19 protein-coding genes are annotated in these 21,183 nt (G+C 28.8%); 16 read left to right on the top strand and 3 right to left on the bottom strand.

Features of this window, described 5'->3' with window-relative positions:
• Nucleotides 1–70 precede the first annotated feature (70 nt).
• Nucleotides 71–739 carry a polysaccharide deacetylase family protein gene (locus MHL31_RS08230; RefSeq protein WP_240228777.1) on the top strand — a complete coding sequence of 223 codons (669 nt, stop codon included), beginning with the start codon at nucleotides 71–73 and terminating at the stop codon, nucleotides 737–739.
• Between the two features lie 8 nt (nucleotides 740–747).
• Here MHL31_RS08230 and MHL31_RS08225 read toward each other — a convergent pair whose 3' ends face one another.
• On the bottom strand, nucleotides 748–1,170 hold the full coding sequence (locus MHL31_RS08225) for a hypothetical protein (protein ID WP_240228776.1): 423 nt from the start codon (nucleotides 1,168–1,170) through the stop codon (nucleotides 748–750).
• 129 nt (nucleotides 1,171–1,299) lie between these two features.
• Here MHL31_RS08225 and MHL31_RS08220 point away from each other — a divergent pair, with 129 nt between their 5' ends.
• The 11 genes from MHL31_RS08220 (at nucleotide 1,300) to MHL31_RS08170 (ending at nucleotide 14,640) form a co-directional block, all read left to right on the top strand.
• Nucleotides 1,300–2,880: an aldehyde dehydrogenase (NADP(+)) gene (locus MHL31_RS08220; protein WP_240228775.1), complete on the top strand. Its 1,581-nt coding sequence runs from the start codon at nucleotides 1,300–1,302 to the stop codon at nucleotides 2,878–2,880.
• A gap of 58 nt (nucleotides 2,881–2,938) precedes the next feature.
• Nucleotides 2,939–3,418 carry a MarR family winged helix-turn-helix transcriptional regulator gene (locus tag MHL31_RS08215; RefSeq protein WP_240228774.1) on the top strand — a complete coding sequence of 160 codons (480 nt, stop codon included), beginning with the start codon at nucleotides 2,939–2,941 and terminating at the stop codon, nucleotides 3,416–3,418.
• A gap of 194 nt (nucleotides 3,419–3,612) precedes the next feature.
• Nucleotides 3,613–3,807, top strand: coding sequence for a 30S ribosomal protein S21 (gene rpsU, locus MHL31_RS08210; protein ID WP_240228772.1), 195 nt, complete (start codon nucleotides 3,613–3,615; stop codon nucleotides 3,805–3,807).
• Between the two features lie 2 nt (nucleotides 3,808–3,809).
• Nucleotides 3,810–4,253, top strand: a complete 444-nt coding sequence (locus MHL31_RS08205; protein WP_240228770.1) for a GNAT family N-acetyltransferase — start codon at nucleotides 3,810–3,812, stop codon at nucleotides 4,251–4,253.
• A 12-nt stretch (nucleotides 4,254–4,265) separates the two neighbouring features.
• Nucleotides 4,266–5,669: a sodium:solute symporter gene (locus tag MHL31_RS08200; protein WP_240228769.1), complete on the top strand. Its 1,404-nt coding sequence runs from the start codon at nucleotides 4,266–4,268 to the stop codon at nucleotides 5,667–5,669.
• A 3-nt stretch (nucleotides 5,670–5,672) separates the two neighbouring features.
• A complete protein-coding gene (locus tag MHL31_RS08195; RefSeq protein ID WP_240228768.1) occupies nucleotides 5,673–6,746 on the top strand; it encodes an alanine racemase in 1,074 nt (357 codons plus the stop codon).
• Nucleotides 6,747–6,975: 229 nt separating this feature from the next.
• Nucleotides 6,976–8,295 (top strand): S28 family serine protease, encoded by a 1,320-nt coding sequence (locus MHL31_RS08190; RefSeq protein WP_240228767.1) that lies wholly within the window; start codon nucleotides 6,976–6,978, stop codon nucleotides 8,293–8,295.
• A gap of 200 nt (nucleotides 8,296–8,495) precedes the next feature.
• Nucleotides 8,496–9,608, top strand: a complete 1,113-nt coding sequence (locus MHL31_RS08185) for a DegT/DnrJ/EryC1/StrS aminotransferase family protein (RefSeq protein ID WP_240228766.1) — start codon at nucleotides 8,496–8,498, stop codon at nucleotides 9,606–9,608.
• 1 nt (nucleotide 9,609) lies between these two features.
• Nucleotides 9,610–11,499, top strand: a complete 1,890-nt coding sequence (locus tag MHL31_RS08180) for a nucleoside-diphosphate sugar epimerase/dehydratase (protein ID WP_240228765.1) — start codon at nucleotides 9,610–9,612, stop codon at nucleotides 11,497–11,499.
• A 35-nt stretch (nucleotides 11,500–11,534) separates the two neighbouring features.
• Nucleotides 11,535–12,290, top strand: a complete 756-nt coding sequence (locus MHL31_RS08175) for a polysaccharide biosynthesis/export family protein (protein WP_240228764.1) — start codon at nucleotides 11,535–11,537, stop codon at nucleotides 12,288–12,290.
• 1 nt (nucleotide 12,291) lies between these two features.
• Nucleotides 12,292–14,640 carry a polysaccharide biosynthesis tyrosine autokinase gene (locus tag MHL31_RS08170; RefSeq protein ID WP_240228763.1) on the top strand — a complete coding sequence of 783 codons (2,349 nt, stop codon included), beginning with the start codon at nucleotides 12,292–12,294 and terminating at the stop codon, nucleotides 14,638–14,640.
• 24 nt (nucleotides 14,641–14,664) lie between these two features.
• Here the strand turns inward: MHL31_RS08170 and MHL31_RS08165 are convergent, their stop codons facing one another.
• Nucleotides 14,665–15,405 (bottom strand): tyrosine-protein phosphatase, encoded by a 741-nt coding sequence (locus MHL31_RS08165; RefSeq protein ID WP_240228760.1) that lies wholly within the window; start codon nucleotides 15,403–15,405, stop codon nucleotides 14,665–14,667.
• 3 nt (nucleotides 15,406–15,408) lie between these two features.
• The gene (locus tag MHL31_RS08160; protein ID WP_240228752.1) at nucleotides 15,409–16,752 is read right to left on the bottom strand and encodes a capsule assembly Wzi family protein; all 1,344 of its coding nucleotides are present in this window, start codon (nucleotides 16,750–16,752) and stop codon (nucleotides 15,409–15,411) included.
• Between the two features lie 469 nt (nucleotides 16,753–17,221).
• Here MHL31_RS08160 and MHL31_RS08155 point away from each other — a divergent pair, with 469 nt between their 5' ends.
• From MHL31_RS08155 to MHL31_RS08140, 4 genes are read left to right on the top strand one after another with little or no spacing between them, the layout of a single operon-like run.
• Nucleotides 17,222–18,040, top strand: coding sequence for a prephenate dehydratase (locus MHL31_RS08155; RefSeq protein WP_240228750.1), 819 nt, complete (start codon nucleotides 17,222–17,224; stop codon nucleotides 18,038–18,040).
• On the top strand, nucleotides 18,040–19,197 hold the full coding sequence (locus tag MHL31_RS08150; protein WP_240228748.1) for a pyridoxal phosphate-dependent aminotransferase: 1,158 nt from the start codon (nucleotides 18,040–18,042) through the stop codon (nucleotides 19,195–19,197). The genes MHL31_RS08155 and MHL31_RS08150 overlap by 1 nt, the downstream gene beginning before the upstream one ends.
• 1 nt (nucleotide 19,198) lies before the next feature.
• Entirely contained in the window at nucleotides 19,199–20,056 is an 858-nt protein-coding gene (locus MHL31_RS08145) for a prephenate dehydrogenase (protein WP_240228742.1), read from the top strand.
• A gap of 18 nt (nucleotides 20,057–20,074) precedes the next feature.
• Nucleotides 20,075–21,151 (top strand): bifunctional 3-deoxy-7-phosphoheptulonate synthase/chorismate mutase type II, encoded by a 1,077-nt coding sequence (locus MHL31_RS08140; RefSeq protein WP_240228738.1) that lies wholly within the window; start codon nucleotides 20,075–20,077, stop codon nucleotides 21,149–21,151.
• Nucleotides 21,152–21,183: the final 32 nt, after the last annotated feature.

Genomic DNA, 21,183 nt, shown 5'->3' with positions numbered 1-21,183 from the left:
GAAATTTTATTACCAAACTAATGGTAAATTGCGAATAGCATGTGACTAATAAAAACAATAAAATAATCACATGAAACCTTATTTTATAAAAACTCCAAGTCTATTAAAAATTATTTTTAGTAAATGGTCTTGGAGTTTTTCTGCTAAAGAAAAAAATATTTATTTAACTTTTGATGATGGTCCTACACCTGAAATTACTGAATGGACTTTAGAACAACTTAAAAAATACAAAGCCAAAGCTACTTTTTTTTGTATTGGGAAAAATGTTGAAAATCATCCGGAAATTTTTCAGAAAATAATTAAGGAAAAACATGCTATTGGAAATCATACTCACAACCATCTTAATGGTTGGAAAACTAATACACAAGAGTATTTTAAAAATTTCGAAAAAGCTGATTCAACAATATATAATAATACAGGTTTATTTTCAGAAGCCTCTAGTGTTAGTTTAGAAACTAGAAAACTGTTTCGTCCGCCTTATGGTAAAATGTCGTTAAAACAAAGTAAAAAAATTAGAGATAAAGGCTATAAAATAATTGCTTGGGATGTGATTAGTGCAGATTTTGATACTGAAATTTCAGTTAAACGTTGTTTAAATAATGTTGTTAAAAATACGGCAAATGGTAGTATAATAGTTTTTCATGATAGTGTTAAAGCTAGCGAAAAACTAAAGTATGTATTGCCAAAAATTTTAGAATATTATTCGGTAAAAGGATACAGTTTTAAAAAAATTGGATAAAAATAATATTAAAAAATATCCATTTGAAGTTGTAAAGCGTTTTTTAAATGCATTCTATCTATAGAAAACGTAGTTGAGTTACTGTCTATATAATCAATTAAAACAATAGCTTTTTTAGTTAATTCTTCACGATTAAGCCCATATTCTTTGTTTTCTTGATTCATTTTTTTTATGACTTCATGTAATAATTCAGCCAATTTTTCTAAATGAGATTCGTGAAGGTTATTAGTTTTTTCTAATAATTCATCATTATTAAGTTTAGTAATAGTTGAAATAGATAAATTAAATTCAGAAGTCAAAACTTCATTTATTTGGTTAATTTCAGTTTCTATATCTTTAGAATTTGCGTCATGAATATCTTTAATTAACTTTTTTAGAAGTAATCCCAATTTTTCTATTTCACGCAATATTAAGTCATTTCTCTGTTCCATATCAATTTTTATATGTTGATTCTTTTAATGAATCAACAATTAATCTTACTAAATTAATTAACTTTATCCAATTAACAATAGAGATCTTTTTTTTAATGAATTTTAAATTAAAAAAATATTAATTTTTTTATGATAACAGGGAAAAACTATATAGGAAACGTTTTATCTGCTACAGGAAATACAACTTTTAAAACTTTTAATCCTCAAAAAAATCAAGAAAATGAAGTTGTTTTTACAGAAGCAACAACTATAGAGATTGAGCAAGCTGTGGAATTGGCAAGGGAAGCATTTAAAATATTTAAAACTATTTCTGGAGTAGCAAAAAGTAAATTTTTGAATGAAATTGCAAATCAAATATTGGCTTTAGGAGATAATTTATTAAATATATATTGTTTAGAGTCTGGTTTGTCTAAAGAGAGAGCTATAAGCGAAAGAACTAGAACCATTTTTCAATTGCATTCTTTTGCAGATTTGGTAAAAGATGGCTCTTGGGTTGAAGCTGTTATAGATACTGCCAATTTAGAAAGAACTCCAGTTCCAAAAGTAGATTTACGTAAAATGTTAATGCCATTGGGACCAATTGTTGTTTTTGGAGCAAGTAATTTTCCTTTGGCTTATTCAACAGCAGGTGGAGATACTGCTGCGGCACTTGCGGCAGGTTGTCCTGTAATTGTTAAATCACATCCAATGCATGCTGGAACTGGCGAATTAGTAGCTTATGCTGTTATAAAAGCTGCAGAAATAACAGGGATGCCAAATGGTGTTTTCTCTAATTTAAACAGTAGTGGTATTGAAGTTGGAGTTACTTTAGTAAAACACCCAGCTGTAAAAGCGGTTGGTTTTACAGGTAGTGTTAGAGGAGGTAGGAGTTTGTATAATACTGCCTCTCAACGTCCAGAGCCAATACCTGTTTTTGCTGAAATGGGAAGTGTAAATCCAGTAATTTTATTACCAAATGCTGCAAGTAAAAAGGCTGTATTTTGGGCTAAAAATTATGCGAAATCGATTACTCAAGGAGCTGGACAATTTTGTACAAATCCAGGATTAATTTTAGCAGTGAAAAGTGAAGGTTTAACAAGTTTTATTGAAACTTTAGCTGAAGAAATTATAAAAATTAAACCTGTTTGTATGTTACATCCCAACATTATTGGCGCTTTTGAAGATAATAAATCAACAATACAGCAACAAAAAGGAGTGAAAATGGTAGTTGATTATAATGGCGAGGTTTCTAAAAATTACGGACGTCAAATTATTACAACTGTAGATGCTGTAAGATTTTTGGAAAACACAACTCTACATCAAGAAGTTTTTGGGCCTTTTTCTATGGTTGTACAATGTGAAAATGTGGAACAATTACAAGTGGTAATTTCAAAATTAGAAGGTCAATTAACAGGGACTATTTTGGCTGAAGATGAACTGGAAAATAATTTGGAAATTGTAAATGCACTTCAAAATAAAGTAGGACGTATTATTTTTAATGGAGTTCCTACAGGTGTTGAAGTTTGTGATGCAATGGTGCACGGTGGTCCTTATCCTGCTTCTACAGATAGTAGATTTACAGCAGTTGGAGTAAATTCAATTAAACGTTGGGTGCGACCTATCTGTTATCAAAATTGGCCAGATAAATTATTGCCAAACGAATTAAAAAATGAAAATCCATTAGGAATTTATCGTTCAGTTAATGGAAAACATACTGTAGATGTAATTTAAATAAGGTCTTATTTATAATAAAATAAAGCTACTAATCAAATTTTTGTAATTTTACCATATGACTATTATTGATATTCTAATTAGATTGCGTAAGATTGTTCGCTCTGTAAACCTAGAAAGTAAACGGGTAGAGAAAGAACAAGGTGTTAGTATTCCACAACTTTTGTGTTTGCAATACTTAGCAGAACAAGAAGATTATAAAACAAATGCAGCTAAGCTAAAAGCATTTTTAAATTTAAATGCGAGTACTATTTCAGGAATTTTACGCCGATTAGAAAAAAAAGGATTCGTTGCAAAACTGCCTAAAGCAACTGATAAAAGAGTAACTCTTATTTCATTAACGGCTAGTGGTATGGATTTGCTACAGTCTGCTCCAATAACATTTCAGCAAAAATTGAGTGAAAAATTACAAGCACTTCCACCAGAAAAACTATTAACTATTATAGAAGGGATTGATCTGTTAACACAAATAATGGAAGTTGATGAGTTAGATGCTTCACCTATAATTACTGCTGAGGAATTTCAAACTGAAAAATAAATTAATTTTTATCAATACTTAAACTTTCTGTAGAAACTAATAAGAAATTAAATATTTAATGTATAATTATATTAAATATATTGAATTTTTTGTAGGAATTTATAGTATATCTTAAAAAAAATTGATTGTTAAAAATAGTTTCTGTAGAAACTATTTTGTATTTTAGCGTAAAATTTAAAAAACAATAAAATTATATGTTAATAATTCCTGTAAAAGAAGGTGAGAATATAGATAGAGCTTTAAAACGTTATAAAAGAAAGACTAGAAATACCAAAATATTAAATCAATTAAGAGACCGTAAACAATTTACTAAAAAGTCGGTTAAAAGAAGAAAACAAATAGAAAAAGCAGAGTATAAACAACATTTACGAGATCAACAAGACCAATAGAAATGTTTAAGTTTAAAATCTACAATAAAATTTCTACACCTTCTGAGGACGAAAAACAAGAAATTGTTAATTTCCTTCATACACATTTAGAAGCTTTTGGCGATGAAAAAGAAGCTATCCTAAAATGCTTAAATTTTGCAGTGCAAGATTCTGATGCTGGATTGGGTGGTTTTGTTTTGGTTTTAAGTGATGAAACCGAAAACTTAGGAATTACAATAGTTAATAAAACGGGAATGGAAGATTATATTCCTGAAAATATTCTTGTTTATATAGCAGTTCATAATAAAGTTAGGGGTAAAGGAGTTGGTAAAAAAATAATGCAAAAAGCAATTGAAACTGCAGATGGCGATATTGCTTTGCATGTAGAACCAAATAATCCAGCAAAATTTTTGTACGAAAAACTAGGTTTTGAAAACAAGTATTTAGAAATGCGCTTAAAAAAATAGCCGAAATTAGTTATGGAAACTATAGACGTAATAGTCTTTGTAATATACATGATTTTAGTTCTTGGAATAGGTTTTTACTATTTCAAAAAGAATAAGGATGTAAAAGATTATTATATTGGTGGTGGAAAAATGAGTAGTGCACATATTGGTCTTTCCGTTGTGGCTACAGATGTTGGAGGTGGATTTTCTATAGGTTTAGGTGGTTTGGGATTTATGATGGGAATTTCCGGTTCTTGGATGCTATTTACAGGTTTAATAGGTGCTTGGTTAAGTGCAGTATTTTTAATTCCAAAAGTAGTAAAGCAAGGTAACTTATACGGTTTTTTAACATTTCCCGAATTTTTAAAACATAATTATGGTGTAACAGTAGCTATGGTTGCTGGTGTTATATCTTTTATAGGATATTTGGGTTTTACTTCATCTCAATTTTTAGCGGGTGCAAAATTAGCTATTGGAACTTTTCCGAGTTTAGATTTATTAGATGCTTTATTAATTATGGGCGGAATTGCCCTTGTGTATACTGTTTTTGGAGGCATGAAGGCTGTTATTTATACAGATACCTTTCAGTGGCTTATTTTAATGGCAGGTTTAATTTTTATAGGAATTCCAGCTTCGTATAACTATTTAGGTGGTTATAATGAAATTGTTAATGTATTGCCTAGTAAATTTTATTCTTTAAAAAATGTTACTTGGGTTCAGTTGGTGAATTGGTTTGTAATTATTGTTCCTATTTGGTTTGTTGGTATGACATTGTACCAGAGAATTTATGCTTGTAAAAACGAAAGAACAGCCAAAAAAGCTTGGCTTATTGCTGGTTTATTTGAATATCCTATTATGGCATTTATGGGAGTAATTCTAGGTTTATTTGCTCGTGTAGCAGCTGAACAAGGTTTATTTGCTTCTGCAGGATTTGATAATGCTTTGTTAATGGATCCTGAAATTGGAATGCCTCTATTATTAAAAAAAGTGCTTCCTATTGGTTTTATGGGCTTAATGTTATCTGCTTATTTTTCAGCAATTATGTCAACAGCAGATAGTTGTCTTTTAGCAGCTTCGGGAAATTTTGTTACTGATATTTTAGGATTTAAAGATTTAAGTCCCAATACAATTAAAATTTCACAAATTACAACCTTTATAATTGGAGGATTGGCTATTTTAATTGCAAGTTCAATGCAGAGTGTATTAGAGTTAATGTTACTTTCTTATTCTTTTATGGTTTCTGGATTGTTAATTCCTGTATTAGGAATTCTAATATCTAAGAAAAGAAAACCTAAAGCAGCACTTGTTTCTATGTTGTTAGGCGGTTTTTCTACTTTAATATTATCTATTTTACAGGCTCCCATACCGTTTGGGTTAGACCCAATTATAATAGGTATTTTACTATCCTTATTTAGTTATTTGTCAATTAAAAATTAAGTTATGGCTTATGTAACACTTAATAAAAAATCATTATCAATAAATTATAAGTATTTACAAGAACTCTTTAAAAAACACGATAAAGAATGGGCTCCAGTAGTAAAAATGCTATGTGGTCATAAGCAATTTCTAGAGTATTTATTGTCGTTAGGAAAAGAGCAAGTTTGTGATGCGCGACTTACAAATTTAAAAACTATAAAATCTATAAATCCAGAAGTTGAAACTATTTATATTAAACCACCAGCAAAAAGAAGTATTAAAAGTGTAATTAAATATGCCGATGTAAGTTTTAATACTGAATATTCAACTATAAAATGGTTGTCTGAAGAGGCTAAAGCGCAAAATAAAGTACACCGTATAATTATTATGATAGAACTTGGTGATTTGCGTGAAGGTATTTTAGGTGAACATTTATTAGAGTTTTATAAAAAAGTATTTGGATTACCTAACATAAAAGTTGTGGGTATTGGAGCAAATTTAAATTGCTTGAGTGGTGTTATGCCAAGTAAAGATAAATTAATTCAATTGAGTTTATACGAGCAATTGATTGAAGCTAAATTTGGTGAAAGAATTGAAAATGTAACAGGTGGTTCTTCTGTAATGATTCCTTTGTTGCAGAAAAAGCAAATTCCTAAAGGTGTAAATCATTTTAGAATTGGAGAGACCTTGTTTTTTGGAGTTGATTTGTTTTCAAACAAAACTATTCCAAAAATGAAAAGCGATGTGTTTCTATTGCATGCTGAAATAATAGAAGTTACAGAAAAACCTATAATTCCTTATGGTGATTTAGAAGAAAATCCTTCCGGAGAAATACTAGAAATAGATCCAGAAGATTATGGAACTACACATAAAAGAGGTATTTTAGATGTTGGCTTGTTAGATATTGCGACTACAGATTTTTTAGAACCTGTAGATAAAAAAATTACATTTATAGGTGCAAGTTCAGATATGTTGGTGGTAGATTTAAATGTTACACGTAAAAAATACAAAGTTGGAGATGTAGTCTCTTTTAAAATGAAATATATGGGAGCTTTAAGAATTATGAATTCCAGGTATATTGAAAAACGCTTGATTTAAGTACGTAAAATAGTTCGAGCATTCTTATAGAATACATAATTTTAATAGTTATCAATAAAATTGAAGCCCACTACTTTTCAGTTGGAATTTTAGTTGTTTATATGAAATATGATAAATTAAATTATTAAAAATTTATCTGATTTTAATTCTTATTTTTGTTATATAATTTAATTATTAAGTAAAGTTGGTGAAAAAACCTATTACTAACTTAAACCTATAAACAAGTTTCATGAAATTATTTAAATCCGTTTTTTTATTTATAACCCTTAGTACTGTTTTAGTTGGTTGTAGAGTAAAATTAGAACCAGTTGTAATTTTAACATTTCAGCAAAAAATTGAAAAATTATTTCCAAATGCTGAAGTTTCTAAAATGGAGGTAAAAGACCATTTTACCAAAGCTTACCAAGTAGTTTTAGACCAGCCACTAGATCATAAAAACCCTGAAGCAGGTACATTTAAACATTATTTCTATCTATCGCATGTAGATGAAACTAAACCAACAGTTTTTATTACTGAAGGTTATAATGCAACTCCAAGAACGTACGAATTAAGTAAAATATTTAAAGGGAATCAAGTGCAGGTAGAATATCGTTTTTATGGGAAATCGCGTCCAGATACCATTCCGTGGCAATATTTAAAAAACGATTTAGCTATTGAAGATTATCATAAAATAATTTCAAAACTAAAAAGATTATATACGGGTAAATGGATTTCAACGGGAATTAGCAAAGGAGGAGAGACGGTATTAATACACAAAAGTAAATACCCTTGGGATGTAGATGTTGCTGTGTCTTATGTTGCACCGCTAATTAATGCTCAGGAAGATAGTAGAACTCAAAATCATATTAATACTATTGGAACAGAAGAGTGTCGTGCTAAAATTACTGCATTTCAACAAGAAGTTTTAAAAAATAGAAAAGCGGTTTTATTAGAAATTTCAAACTTTGCCACCGAAAAAAACATGAATTTCACAGAGCTTTCTATTGAAGAAGCATTGGAATATAGTGTGCTAGAATTTCCTTTTTCTTTTTGGCAGTGGGGAGGCAGTTGCGAAGAAATTCCTAATGAAAATGCATCAGCCAAAGAAATGTTTAATTATATAAATAAAATTGTTGGTATTGGTTTTTATAACGATAAAACCTATTACGATTTACTGCCTTCATATTACCAGCATTTAACAGAATTAGGGTATTACGGATTTGATACCACGCCGGTTAAAGATTTGCTGCAAGTGGTTAAAGAACCAACAAATTTAAGGTTTGCACCTAAAAATGTAGACTTAACTTACAGTCCAACATATATTAATGAAGTGCGTGATTTTGTAGAAAATAAAGGGAAAAATATACTTTATATTTATGGAGAGTATGATACTTGGGGAGCTTGTGCTCCAACACCAAAACCACATGTAGATGCCTTAAAAGTGGTTCTTAAAAAAGGTTCTCATACAACTAGAATTAAAGATTTTTCTATCAAAGATAAAGAACTGATTTACGAAAAACTTCAAAATTGGTTAGGATATAGTGTTACAATTTATCCTTTAGAAGAATAAAAAGCATATTAGTTTCGTTATATAGAAATACTATTTTCAAGTGAATTTAAAAAAATGAAGCTTTGTACGTTTTGTTATTGAGTTATTTAGTTTCTTTTTTGCTTTAAAATCAAGTTTTTTAAATAACTGAGAAGTAATATTAGTAGTCTCTTTTAGAATAAATACTGTAGTTTTGCTATCCATAAAGAATAAAAATGCAAATGAAAAATAAAATTTGGCTATCATCTCCTCATATGGGAGGTACAGAGCAAAAATATGTTCAAGAAGCATTTGATACAAATTGGGTAGCTCCATTAGGCCCAAATGTTAATGCTTTTGAAGATAGTTTAGAGAATTATTTAGAAGAAGGTTCGCATATAGCAGCGTTGAGTTCTGGAACTGCAGCCATACATTTAGCATTAATTTTATTAGGAGTAACTAAGGGAGATGAAGTGCTTTGTCAAAGTTTTACATTTTCTGCATCAGCAAATCCGATAGTTTACCAAGGAGCAACACCCGTTTTTATAGATAGTGAACTAGAAACTTGGAATATGTGTCCAGAGCAATTAGAAATTGCCATTTTACACAGAATAAAAAATGGTAAAAAGCCAAAAGCAATTATTGCGGTTCATTTGTATGGTATGCCTTATAATGTTGAAAAAATTAGCGAATTAGGGAAAAAATATGAAATTCCAATTATAGAAGATAGTGCCGAGGCTTTAGGGAGTAAAGTATCAAATAGAAAATGTGGAACTTTTGGAGATCTTGCAATTTTATCGTTCAATGGAAATAAAATAATAACAACCTCGGGTGGAGGTGCTCTAATTAGTAAAAGTAAACAAGACAAAGATACAGCCGTATTTTTAGCTACACAAGCTAGAGATAATGCACAACATTATCAACATAGCCAAATTGGTTATAATTATAGAATGTCTAATATTGTAGCTGGTATAGGAAGAGGACAATTAGAAGTGCTAAAAGATCGCGTTGCGGCAAGAAGGTTTAACTATAATTTTTATAAATCAACAGTTAAAAATTCAGATTTTAAATTTTTAAATGAGCCAAAGGGTTATTACTCAAATAGATGGTTGACTTGTATTTTAACGCCTTCTAATAAAATAAGTAAAAAAATTAGATTATCTTTCGAACAAGAAAATATTGAGTCTAGACCATTGTGGAAACCAATGCACTTACAACCTGTATTTAAAGATTGTTTAAGTTTTTTAAACGGAAACTCAGAACAATTATTTAATAGGGGATTATGTTTGCCAAGTGGTTCTAATATTACTGAAAATGAATTGAATAGAGTTATTGGGGTTCTAAATAATTTTTAGTATGTTAAATAGAGTTTTTAAACAATTATTAATTCGAAATACACCTAGATGGCTTGTATTGATAATTGATATTTATATTGTAATTAATACATTTATAATATCTTATTTAATTCGATTTAATTTTAGTTTTAATTTTGATACCTCAAAATTTATTTTGCAGCTACCAGCTGTAATAATTATTGCATTAATTAGTTTTTTATTGGTGGGTTCTTATAAAGGTGTTATAAGGCACACAGGTGTTAGAGATTCTATTAATGTGTTATTTTCTAGTTTAATAATTTTTTGGCTTTTGATTACCTGTGTTATGGTAAATCATCATTTTGAAATTATTCCAGAATTTACAATACCAAAATCAATTATTGCTATTCATTTTTTATTAAACGTATTTGTATTAATAGCAATTAGGTTTTTATATAAAGGGATTTATACTTATTTAGTCTCAGGTTCTTCAGTAGCAAAAAGAGTTCTAATATACGGAGCAGGTGAAGCGGGTATGTTAGTACATTCTTTATTAAAAGAAGATAAAACCAATAGAGTTCAAATAGTAGGGTTTATTGATGATGATAAGCATAAAGTTGGTAGTAAATTAAATGGAGTTCGTATTTTTAATGCTAAAAAAATTAATAAATTTTTTGTTGAAAAAAGAAGTGTTGATGAAATAATTTTGGCGATTCAAAAAATTAAACCTTCAAAATTAATTGAAATTGTTGAAGCATTATCTAAGTTACCTTTAGAAGTTAAAATAGTGCCAGCTGTACAAACGTGGATAAATGGAGACTTACAAGTAAAACAGATTAAAACTGTTAAGATTGAAGATTTATTAGGAAGAATACCTATTGAATTAAACAACCCAATATTACATAAAGAATATACTGATAAAGTAGTGTTAATAACTGGAGCAGCAGGCTCTATAGGGAGTGAAATTGTACGGCAAGTATCTAGTTTTAAATTTAAACAATTAATTTTAATAGATCAGGCAGAATCGGATCTCTATAATCTTCAACAATTTTTTATAAATAAAAATATAGAAAACATTACAGCTATTGTTGCTGATATTAAAAATAAAAAAAGAATTGCTACAATTTTTAATAAATACAAACCTCAAATAGTTTTTCATGCTGCAGCATATAAGCATGTGCCGTTTATGGAAGAAAATCCTTACGAAGCCGTTAGAACTAATATTATGGGGAGTAAAAATATTGCAGATTTATCGGTACTGCATAATGTTGAAAAGTTTGTAATGATTTCTACAGACAAAGCTGTAAACCCAACAAATGTAATGGGAGCAACTAAGAGAATTGCAGAAATGTATATAAATTGTTTAAGTAGTAGTAATAAAACAACAAAATTTATTACAACACGTTTTGGAAATGTGCTTGGGTCTAATGGTTCGGTAATTCCGTTATTTCAATCGCAAATTAAACATGGAGGCCCTATAACTGTAACTCATAAAGATATTACAAGGTATTTTATGACAATTCCTGAAGCTTGTCAACTAGTTTTAGAGGCGGGATCAATGGGAAAAGGAGGTGAAATTTTTGTGTTTGATATGGGAGAGTCTATTAAAATTTATGATTTAGCAGTTAATATGATACGTTTGTCAGGTTTAAAATACCCAGAAGATATATCTATTGAAATTAAAGGCTTACGCCCAGGAGAAAAAATTTATGAAGAACTATTAGCTACTTCAGAAAATACAATTGCAACGCATAATGAAAAAATAATGATAGCTCAAGTGATACCTTTAGAAGCTAAAATTGTTAAACAACAAATTAAAGATTTATGCGCTATTAATAATGAAGAAAATAATGAATTAACGGTTTTAAAAATGAAAGAAATTGTTCCTGAGTTTATTTCAAATAATTCAAAATACGAAGCACTAGATAAATAACAAATTTTTATTAAATATATTTGTAAAAAAAGAGAATGAAAAAAAACAGCCTATTTAATTTTGGATTATTTTTTTTAATATTAATTATTGCTTCTTCTTGTGCATCTAAAAAAGATATGATTTATTTTCAGAATGATGAGGTGATATCAAATGAATTGCATAAAAATTATGCTCCAAAAATTCAAACAGACGACATTCTAAATATTACAGTTAGTGCTCGTGAACCTGAAGCTGCTATAGTTTATAATTTATATCAAGGTGGAGGGCAAACAGGTTCTTCAAATCCAATTACTTATTTAGTAGATAATGAAGGTAACATTACGTTCCCAGAGCTTGGGAAAATTAAAGTTAGTGGATTGACAACAAATCAATTAAAAAATGATTTAATTAAACGCTTAGAGGTATTTATTACAAACCCAATTGTTACTATTAGATTAGAAAATTTTAGAGTTTCAATTTTAGGTGAAGTAAAATCTCCTGGGCCTTACAACTTAGAGAACGAAAAAGTATCTATACCAGAAGCACTTGCTATGGCTGGAGATTTAACTATTCAAGGGAAAAGAAAAAATATTTTATTATTAAGAACTACTGGTGAAAAAGTAGAAAGTATTCGTTTAGATTTAACTGATAAAACGTTGTTTAAATCGCCTTATTTTTACCTAGCTCAAAATGATATTGTTTATGTAGAGCCTAACAGGGCAAAAGTAAATTCATCTGCAATAGGAACTACTTCTTCTTTAATTTCAATAGCTTCTGCATTACTTTCTTTAGTGCTAATTTTAACACGATAATATGCAAGGAAACAAGGAACATAGCCCCATAAATTTTAACGAGGGGACCATAAATATACGTGAAGAAATTGAACGGTATGTTTACCATTGGAAATGGTTTGTGCTTAGCACGTTTTTAGCGCTTGCTATTGTTTATGTTTATTTACGTTATACACCAAATCTATATGAAGCTTCTGCAACTATTTTAATTGAAGATGTTGAAAATAATGAACTTTCTGCATTTAAAGATTTAGGTTTAGTAGGTAGTTCACAAGCATCTTTAGAAAATGAAATAGAGCTACTAAAGTCTAGAAACTTAATTGAAAGAGTTGCGAAAGAATTAAAATTAAATGTTACTTATTATACCCAAGGAAGAGTAATTGAAGCCGAATTTATTAATAAAAGTTCGCAGCTGAATATTAATTTTTTAATTAGCGATTCTATTTTAGAAAACTTAAGCACTACGTTTTCAATTATTGTAAAATCTAAAACAGATATTGTTGTAAAAACAAATTTAGATGAAAAAAAAGTGGCTTTTGGAGAAAAAGTAAGTTTGCCTTTTGGAGATATTATTATAACGCCTAAAGATTTGGATAAGTTAAGAGTTGGAGATGAAACAATTATTAAAATTATTCCTTTAAAATCTGTTGTTGAGAGTTATAGAAATAGAATTCAGGTTGCTGTAGTTAAAAATTCTAGTGTTATTCGTTTAATTTTAAGAGATAGGGTTAATGAAAAAGCACAAGAAATTCTTGATAATTTAATAAAGCAGTATAATGATGATGCTGTTACAGATAAGAGTTTAATAGCGAAGCGAACCAATGAATTTATTAATGATAGAATTTCAATTATTGATAAGGATTTATCTCTTATTGAAGCAGGTGTAGAGCAATTTAAAACCCAAAATGGGTTAACCGATATTTCTTCGGAGGCTGGAATTGCTTTACAATCGAAAAATGATTTGTCTAAGCAAATTATAGCTTTAAGCACACAGTTAAAGTTGGTTGATTTTGTTGATGAATATATTTCAACAAATGGAGAGCAGTTAATTCCTGCGGACTTAGGTTTAGAAAATAGTTCAATTGCCGAAAGCACTACTAAGTATAACCAAGTTTTGTTAGAGCGTAATAGAATATTAAAAAGTACAAGTGAACTACATCCAACAATTGTGAATTTAAATTTACAATTACGTCAATTTAGAGAAAATATTTCGCAGAGTTTGTCAAACTTAAAATCTTCGTTAACAATATCTTTAAACGATATAAAGAGTCAAGAAGTTAGGTTTAATTCAAAAATTGCAGCAGTTCCAAAACAAGAGAGAGAGTATAGAGATATTCAAAGGCAACAACAAATAATAGAATCTTTATACTTGTATTTATTGCAAAAACGTGAAGAGAATGCAATTTCTTTAGCAGTAACATTGCCTAATGCAAAAATTGTTGATAAAGCTTATGGTAGTGGTTATCCTGTAGCTCCAAATCGTAGAATGTATTTTTTAGCAGCCTTACTTGTAGGCTTAATTTTACCATTTGCAACATTGTATATTCTATTTTTATTAGATAATAAAGTACACACTCGTAAAGAGGTAGAAGCATTAGTTGATATTCCTATTTTAGGAGATATCCCACAATCTAAATCAGAAAAGAAAGTAATTATTTCAGATAAGGATAGAGATAGTACATCAGAATCTTTTAGACTGCTAAGAACCAATGTGAACTTTATGCTTTCTAGCGTTAAAAAAGCTTCTAAAACTATATTTATAACATCTACTTTGGCTGGTGAAGGGAAAACCTTTATTGCTATAAATTTAGCATCTGTATTGGCGTTAACAAATAAAAAAGTATTGTTAGTTGGAGGTGATATTCGAAAGCCTAAAATTGTTGAATATTTAAAAATTAAATCTACTAAAAAAGGACTTTCACATTTTTTAATGGATCCATCATTACAAGTGCCTGATGTAATTGAGCAATTTAAAGAAACTAATTTTGATATTTTAGAATCTGGAATTGTTGCCCCTAATCCTTCAGAATTATTAATGAATGGCCGTTTTGATGAAATTTTAGCTTATGGGGAAACGCATTACGATTATGTAATTGTTGATACTGCTCCTATAAATATTGTAACAGATACTTTATTATTTAGTAAAAATGCAGATTTATTTATTTATGTTGTAAGAGCTAATTTTTTAGACAAACGCTTACTAGAAATTCCTAATAAATTATATAAAGATAAGCGCTTGCCAAATATGGCAGCCTTAATAAACGATACCGATCTAGAAAGAGGGTATGGCTATGGTTACGGGTATGGTTATGGTTATACCGAAAGAGGACTTAAGTCAAAAAAATGGTGGCAAAAAATAATGTCTTTTTAAAAAGCTTTTATTACGGAGTTTAGTTTAAAGCAACTTAGCGTTGTTTTCTAAAATTGGAGTTATTAACTTTAATAGTTTACTGTTGTTAATAGTCTCTAAAGTGTTTAAATGACGTATATTGTGCGTATCTGTTCCTGTAAAATCTATTAAGTTATCTTTTAATAAGCGTTCAGCTATTTTAGTTATTTTAGAACCATAATGCTGTGATAATGAAAGTAAATTCAATTGGAATAAACAGCCTAATTCTTTTAATTCGTAATATTTTTTGTAATTAGAATGGTAAAAAATATACCTTTCCGGATGTGCAAGAATAGGTTTATATCCAGCTATTTGAATATTAAAAAGTATTTCATTTAAATTTATTGGAGGGTTAAAATATGATAATTCTACAAGTACATATTGGTCTTTAATAGTAAGTAAGTCTTTTTCACTTAATAATTTTTCAAAATTAGCATCTATCATATATTCTGCTGCAGCTCTAATGTTTAAATCATCTATGCCTTGCGATTTTAAATAGTTAGTTAATTCAAAAAGTTTTTGATTTATTATTTGCGTAGTATTATTCCAAACACCATCCATTATATGTGGTGTAATAACAAAGTTTTTAATTCCATAACTAGAAAGCTTTTTTAGAAGTAGGGTAGATTCTTCAAAACTTTTAGAGCCATCATCAATATTTGGTAATAAATGCGAATGAATATCTATATAAGTTTCAGGAAATAACGTTGTAATTGTATGTTTGTTTTTTTTAAATAAAGACAGCATAGCTTAAAAAATTCCAGTTTTAGTTAATTTTAAAAAACCTCCAAAATTAGTTGGTAAAAAGTCTCCGAAATCTCCAGTTGTACCAACTGTTATTTCAAAAGGTATAGAGCTATTAGAAATAAAAACTTCTAAATATGGTGAAAATAAAGATTTATTAAGAGGGGTGTTAAACCATCCAGGGTATTTTGTATACGTAACATTTGTTTTGTACTGAATAGTTTCACTTAAATAGCCTTTAAAACCTACATTAATTGATGTAAATCTATTTTCAGCAATACCATAAGTAATGCCATTTATAGGTGTTTTTGTAGTGAAAAATGGTGACCCAATTGTGCGTCCAAAATAGGTCCATCCACTACTATAAACGGTATTGTTAAAGTAGTTATCAATTAAACCGTTTTCTGAAGTATTTTTTCCTTGATGTTTGGTGTATTGAAACTCAGTAATAAAGTGAGTGATAAAGCTTTTTGGTTTTTTTAAATCTATAAAAAAACCATACAATGCATCTGGGTAATTAGAAAATTCTCTTCCAGATCTATCTTCAAAAGGATGTGATACATAAAAACTCCAGTTAGTTTTTTCACCAGCATAATCTAATTGAATTAAATAATTACCAACATGATTTCCCCAGGCGTTTGATGAATTAATGCTTTCATCGGTATTAATGCCATCTCCTTGTCCAGTTATATATTTTAAATAATTATTAAAACCTGTAGGTTGTTTTCCAAACTCTTCAGATGTTCCACCCCAAACAACATAGTGATCTAATCCAGTTATTAAATTTAATTTAGTACTTAGCTTAGATTTTAAATACAAGCTTTTATAATGTAAATGAGCATTTTCTACAGCGCGTTTATCATTTAAAAAATACTCAGCATAATTAGCTTTAACTTTTAACCAGTTTTTGGCAATAGGTAGCGTTAAGTAAGATCTGGTTTTTAAGTTAATTCCAGGAAAAGCTCTTGTGTTAATTGAATTTATAATATTACCGTTAGAAACAGATAAACCTTCAAACAAAATTTCTTCATTTTTACTACCAAGGTCTAATTGCAAATTTTTAGTAGCAATACTGGTGTAAAGTTCGTTAATTAAAACTTCATTTTTATCAGCAATAAAACCTGATATTGATGCTTTATAAGCAATGTTAAAAGTGTTGTTGTTATTTTTAAAATCAGAAAAAATAGCTGTATTCAATATAATATTATCGCTGTTTGGTATTGCGCCAAATTTATTTGATGTTAAAAAAAAAGGAAGTGTTTCTTTACTGCTAATATTTGAATTTAGTTCAATAGCGTAATTTTGAGCATGTACTTCAAAAAATATGCTAAAAAATAGGGTTAAATTCAATATAATTTTAAGGTGTTTCAATATTTAAAAATTTAAATGAAATATAAAATCAAAGTTAAATAAATTTATATTAAGGTTGCAGTAAAAGCTTGTTTTATGAATAATAGTTTAGTTTTTAAAGTACCATGTGTTTAAATTACGCTAAAGTATTTTTAAATTAAAACTGAATTGTTTTAATAATTATTAAAAATTAGGTATTGTATTTTAGAAAAGCATATTATAAGTCGTTAAATATTAAATTTTCAATAAGTATTTAAATTTTTTTATAAAAAAGAATGTTTTTTTAAAATTAATGTATAGATTTGTCGGGTATTAAAACAATTATGATTACAAATAACACATTTAACAGCTTCTATTTTTACTTTTATTTTAACAATAAGGGGTGAGGCTTTGTATGTGTTGATTAACAAAATATAAATTATAGAGTCTCGAAATTATTTCGAGATTTTTTTTTGAACAAAAATTAAAAATGAAAGTAGCAATTCAAGGTATAAAAGGGTCTTTTCACCACATTGTGGCGCAACAATATTTTGGAGCAAACATAGATTTACTAGAATGTTTATCTTTTTCTGAGATGCCAAACCTTTTATTAGACAAAAAAGCTGATGTCTTAATTATGGCAATAGAAAATTCTATAGCTGGGGCAATATTGCCTAATTACGCATTAATTGATGATTTTCAATTAAATATTTGTGGTGAATTTCATTTACCAATTAGCCATAATTTAATGGGTTTGAAAGGTCAAAAAATTGAAGATATTAAAGAAGTATATTCTCATCCTATGGCACTATTACAGTGTCATAATTTTTTTAAAGACTATCCGCATATCAAGCTTATAGAAGATAAAGATACAGCTTCTGTTGCTAAAAGAATTAAAGATGATAACTTAACAGGTGTAGGCGCAATTGCAAGTACATTGGCTGCAGAAATATATGATTTAGATATTATAGCAACAGATATTCAAACTATTAAAGAAAATGCAACTCGCTTTTTTATTTTAAATAACAATAAAGATAAAAGTAGTGTTTCTGCAAATAAAGCTTCTATAAAATTTATTACAAGTAACGATTCTGGAAGTTTAGCAGAAGTACTTTCAATTTTAGCTAAGCATAATTTAAATATGTCTAAAATTCAATCTATGCCAGTTATAAATACCCCTTGGAAATATGCATTTTTTGCTGATTTTATTTTTAAAAGTTATGCAGATTATTTTGATGCAATAGATGAAATTAAAGAAAAAGTTGAAATAGTAAAAATATTAGGAGAATACACAAAAGGTAAAAGATAATGATACAAAAAGCTGATAGATTAAATGATGTAAAAGAATACTACTTCTCAAAAAAATTGAGAGAAGTAGCGGCTTTAAGAAATCAAGGTAAACCAATAATAAATATAGCAATTGGAAGCCCAGATTTAGCGCCGTCAACTAGTGTAATAACAGCAATTCAAAAAGCTGTAACATTGCCAGATGCACATCAATATCAAAGTTATCAAGGAATTCCAGAATTACGAAACGGGATTTCAGATTTTTATAAAGAAAACTACAATGTTACCTTAAATCCAGCTACAGAAATTCTTCCCCTAATGGGTTCTAAAGAAGGAATTATGCATATTTCTATGGCGTTTTTAAATAAAGGCGATAAAGTATTAATACCAAATCCAGGATATCCAACATATGCATCTGTTACAAATTTGGTTGAAGCTGAACCGATTTTATATAATTTAACAGATTCAACTAATTGGTTGCCTAATTTTAAAGAATTAGAACAACAAGATTTAAATAACGTTAAAATTATGTGGATCAATTATCCGCATATGCCAACAGGTGCTGTTGCTTCAAAAGAAGATTTTAAAGAATTGATAGCTTTTGCTAAAAAACATCAAATTTTAATTGTTAACGACAATCCATATAGTTTTATTTTAAATGAAAACCCACTTAGTATTTTAGAAATAGAAGGAGCTAAAGAGGTTGCTATAGAGTTAAATTCTTTAAGTAAAACATTTAATATGGCAGGCTGGAGAGTAGGAATGGTTGTGGGAGATGCCGAAATTATTAAAACAATTTTACAGGTAAAAAGTAATATGGATTCAGGTATGTTTTTTGGTATTCAAAAAGGAGCTGTGGAAGCATTCAAATTATCGGATGATTGGTTTAAATCTCAAAATGAAATTTATAAAAGAAGAAGAGCATTAGTTTGGCAGATATTTGATGCACTAGGTTGTACCTATAATAAAAATATTGGAGGTTTGTTTGTTTGGGCAAAATTACCAAAAGGCATAAAATCTGAAGATGTTACAGACGATTTATTGTATAATAAAAATGTATTTATAACACCAGGAACTATTTTTGGTTCTAATGGAGCTGGTTATTTAAGAGCATCATTATGTGTTTCAGAAGAGGTACTAGAAGAAGTGTTAAATAGAATAATTACTATAAATGTGTAGCATGGAAAAGTTAGTAGTTATTGGTTTAGGTTTAATAGGCGGTTCTTTAGCTTTGGATTTGAAAAAGAGAGGAAATTACAAAGTCTATGGAGTAGATCAAAATCCTGAACATGTAAAAGCAGCACTAAAATTTGGAGTAATTGATGAGGAAATTAATTTTTCTGAAATTGCTGATGCAGCTGTGGTAATTATTGCAGTACCAGTTAATATTATTCCAAAAATTACAAAACAAGTATTGGATATTATATCTGATAAAACGTTGGTTTTTGATGTTGGTTCTGTAAAAAATGAAATTTGTAAGGCAGTAGAAAATCATAAAAATCGTAAAAACTTTGTAGCGGCACACCCGCTTGCAGGAACAGAGTTTTCAGGTCCCGAAGCTGCTATTTTAAATTTGTTTGATCATAAAGTAAATATTATTTGTGAAGCAGATAAAACAGATTGGAAAATTTTAGATAAAGCAATAAGTTTATTTAAACTTTTAGATATGCGTATTAAAATGATGCAACCAGTAGAACATGATAGACATATTGCGTATGTTTCTCACCTATCGCATATTAGTTCTTTTATGTTAGGGAAAACAGTATTGCAAATTGAAAAAAATGAACAAGCAATTTTTGATATGGCTAGTACAGGTTTTGCATCTACAGTGCGTTTAGCAAAAAGTAATGCAAATACTTGGGCACCAATTTTTTTAGAAAATAAAGAAAATGTTATTAGATCTCTAGACGAGTATATTAAAAATTTAACTGAATTTAAATCTTTAATAGAACATGCAGATGACGATGGATTAAGAGTAACTATGAACGATACAAATTATATAAAATCAATTTTAAACGGAATTCAAGAAAACGACTAAATAAGAAACAAAAATAAGATGGAAATTACAAAAGAAAACAGAAAGTGGTTAGATAACATGGGGTTAGATCATCCAATTGTTATTGCAGGACCTTGTAGTGCTGAAACTGAAGAACAAGTTTTAAAAACAGCTCATTTATTAAAAGATACAGATACAAATGTGTTTAGAGCTGGTATTTGGAAACCAAGAACAAGACCAGGAGGTTTTGAAGGTGTTGGGGGTATTGGTTTGCCATGGTTACAACGCGTTCGTGAAGAAACAGGTATGAAAATTACAACTGAAGTTGGAAATGCAAATCACGTAGAATTAGCTTTAAAAGCAGATGTAGATATTTTATGGATTGGAGCTAGAACTACTGTTAACCCATTTGCCGTTCAAGAAATTGCAGATGCATTAAAAGGTGTTGATAAACCAGTATTGGTAAAAAATCCAGTGAATCCAGATTTAGCTTTATGGTTAGGTGGAGTTGAACGTTTTCAAGCAAATGGAATTTCACAATTAGGTGTAATTCACCGTGGATTTTCGGCATACAATACAGGTCATTACAGAAATAAACCAAAATGGCATATTGCAATTGAATTGAAAAAAGAATTCCCAGATTTACCAATTATTCTTGATCCATCACATATTTGTGGTAGAAGAGATACTCTTTTAGATGTTTCTCAAACTGCATTGGATTTAAATTTTGATGGATTTATGATTGAAACTCATATTGATCCAGACAATGCTTGGAGTGATGCAGCTCAACAAATTACACCTGCAAGATTGGATGAAATTACAAAAGATTTAAAAATCCGTAAGAAAAATAGTTCGAAAGAAAGTTTCCAAAGTAAATTGAATTTATTCCGTAAAGAATTAGATTTAATTGATGGTAATATTATTGATATTTTAAGCGATAGAATGGGTGTTGCTGAAGAAATTGGAAAATTAAAGCATAAAGAAAATGTTGCTATTTTACAAAGTGGAAGATGGTCAGATATTTTATCGGCTATGATAGAAACTGGAACTAGCAAAGGCTTAAGTAAAGAATTTGTAGAGGAAGTTTTTAAAGCAATACATGTTGAATCTATAAATATTCAACGTAATATAAAATAATTAACAGTATCCGTTCTGCATTTTAATGAAAC

Source organism: Lutibacter sp. A80 (genome assembly GCF_022429645.1).
GTDB lineage: Bacteria > Bacteroidota > Bacteroidia > Flavobacteriales > Flavobacteriaceae > Lutibacter.
This window is presented reverse-complemented; position numbering and strand designations above follow the sequence as displayed.

Bases quoted from the DNA above. Each gene is read 5' to 3' on its own strand.
- MHL31_RS08200 (WP_240228769.1), top strand. From the start codon at position 4,266: ATGGAAACTATAGACGTAATAGTCTTTGTAATATACATGATTTTAGTT.
- MHL31_RS08140 (WP_240228738.1), top strand. From the start codon at position 20,075: ATGGAAATTACAAAAGAAAACAGAAAGTGGTTAGATAACATGGGGTTA.
- MHL31_RS08215 (WP_240228774.1), top strand. From the start codon at position 2,939: ATGACTATTATTGATATTCTAATTAGATTGCGTAAGATTGTTCGCTCT.
- MHL31_RS08225 (WP_240228776.1), bottom strand. From the start codon at position 1,170: ATGGAACAGAGAAATGACTTAATATTGCGTGAAATAGAAAAATTGGGA.
- MHL31_RS08180 (WP_240228765.1), top strand. From the start codon at position 9,610: ATGTTAAATAGAGTTTTTAAACAATTATTAATTCGAAATACACCTAGA.
- MHL31_RS08205 (WP_240228770.1), top strand. From the start codon at position 3,810: ATGTTTAAGTTTAAAATCTACAATAAAATTTCTACACCTTCTGAGGAC.
- MHL31_RS08195 (WP_240228768.1), top strand. From the start codon at position 5,673: ATGGCTTATGTAACACTTAATAAAAAATCATTATCAATAAATTATAAG.
- MHL31_RS08220 (WP_240228775.1), top strand. From the start codon at position 1,300: ATGATAACAGGGAAAAACTATATAGGAAACGTTTTATCTGCTACAGGA.
- MHL31_RS08145 (WP_240228742.1), top strand. From the start codon at position 19,199: ATGGAAAAGTTAGTAGTTATTGGTTTAGGTTTAATAGGCGGTTCTTTA.
- MHL31_RS08170 (WP_240228763.1), top strand. From the start codon at position 12,292: ATGCAAGGAAACAAGGAACATAGCCCCATAAATTTTAACGAGGGGACC.
- MHL31_RS08175 (WP_240228764.1), top strand. From the start codon at position 11,535: ATGAAAAAAAACAGCCTATTTAATTTTGGATTATTTTTTTTAATATTA.
- MHL31_RS08165 (WP_240228760.1), bottom strand. From the start codon at position 15,405: ATGCTGTCTTTATTTAAAAAAAACAAACATACAATTACAACGTTATTT.
- rpsU (WP_240228772.1), top strand. From the start codon at position 3,613: ATGTTAATAATTCCTGTAAAAGAAGGTGAGAATATAGATAGAGCTTTA.
- MHL31_RS08150 (WP_240228748.1), top strand. From the start codon at position 18,040: ATGATACAAAAAGCTGATAGATTAAATGATGTAAAAGAATACTACTTC.
- MHL31_RS08230 (WP_240228777.1), top strand. From the start codon at position 71: ATGAAACCTTATTTTATAAAAACTCCAAGTCTATTAAAAATTATTTTT.
- MHL31_RS08185 (WP_240228766.1), top strand. From the start codon at position 8,496: ATGAAAAATAAAATTTGGCTATCATCTCCTCATATGGGAGGTACAGAG.
- MHL31_RS08155 (WP_240228750.1), top strand. From the start codon at position 17,222: ATGAAAGTAGCAATTCAAGGTATAAAAGGGTCTTTTCACCACATTGTG.
- MHL31_RS08190 (WP_240228767.1), top strand. From the start codon at position 6,976: ATGAAATTATTTAAATCCGTTTTTTTATTTATAACCCTTAGTACTGTT.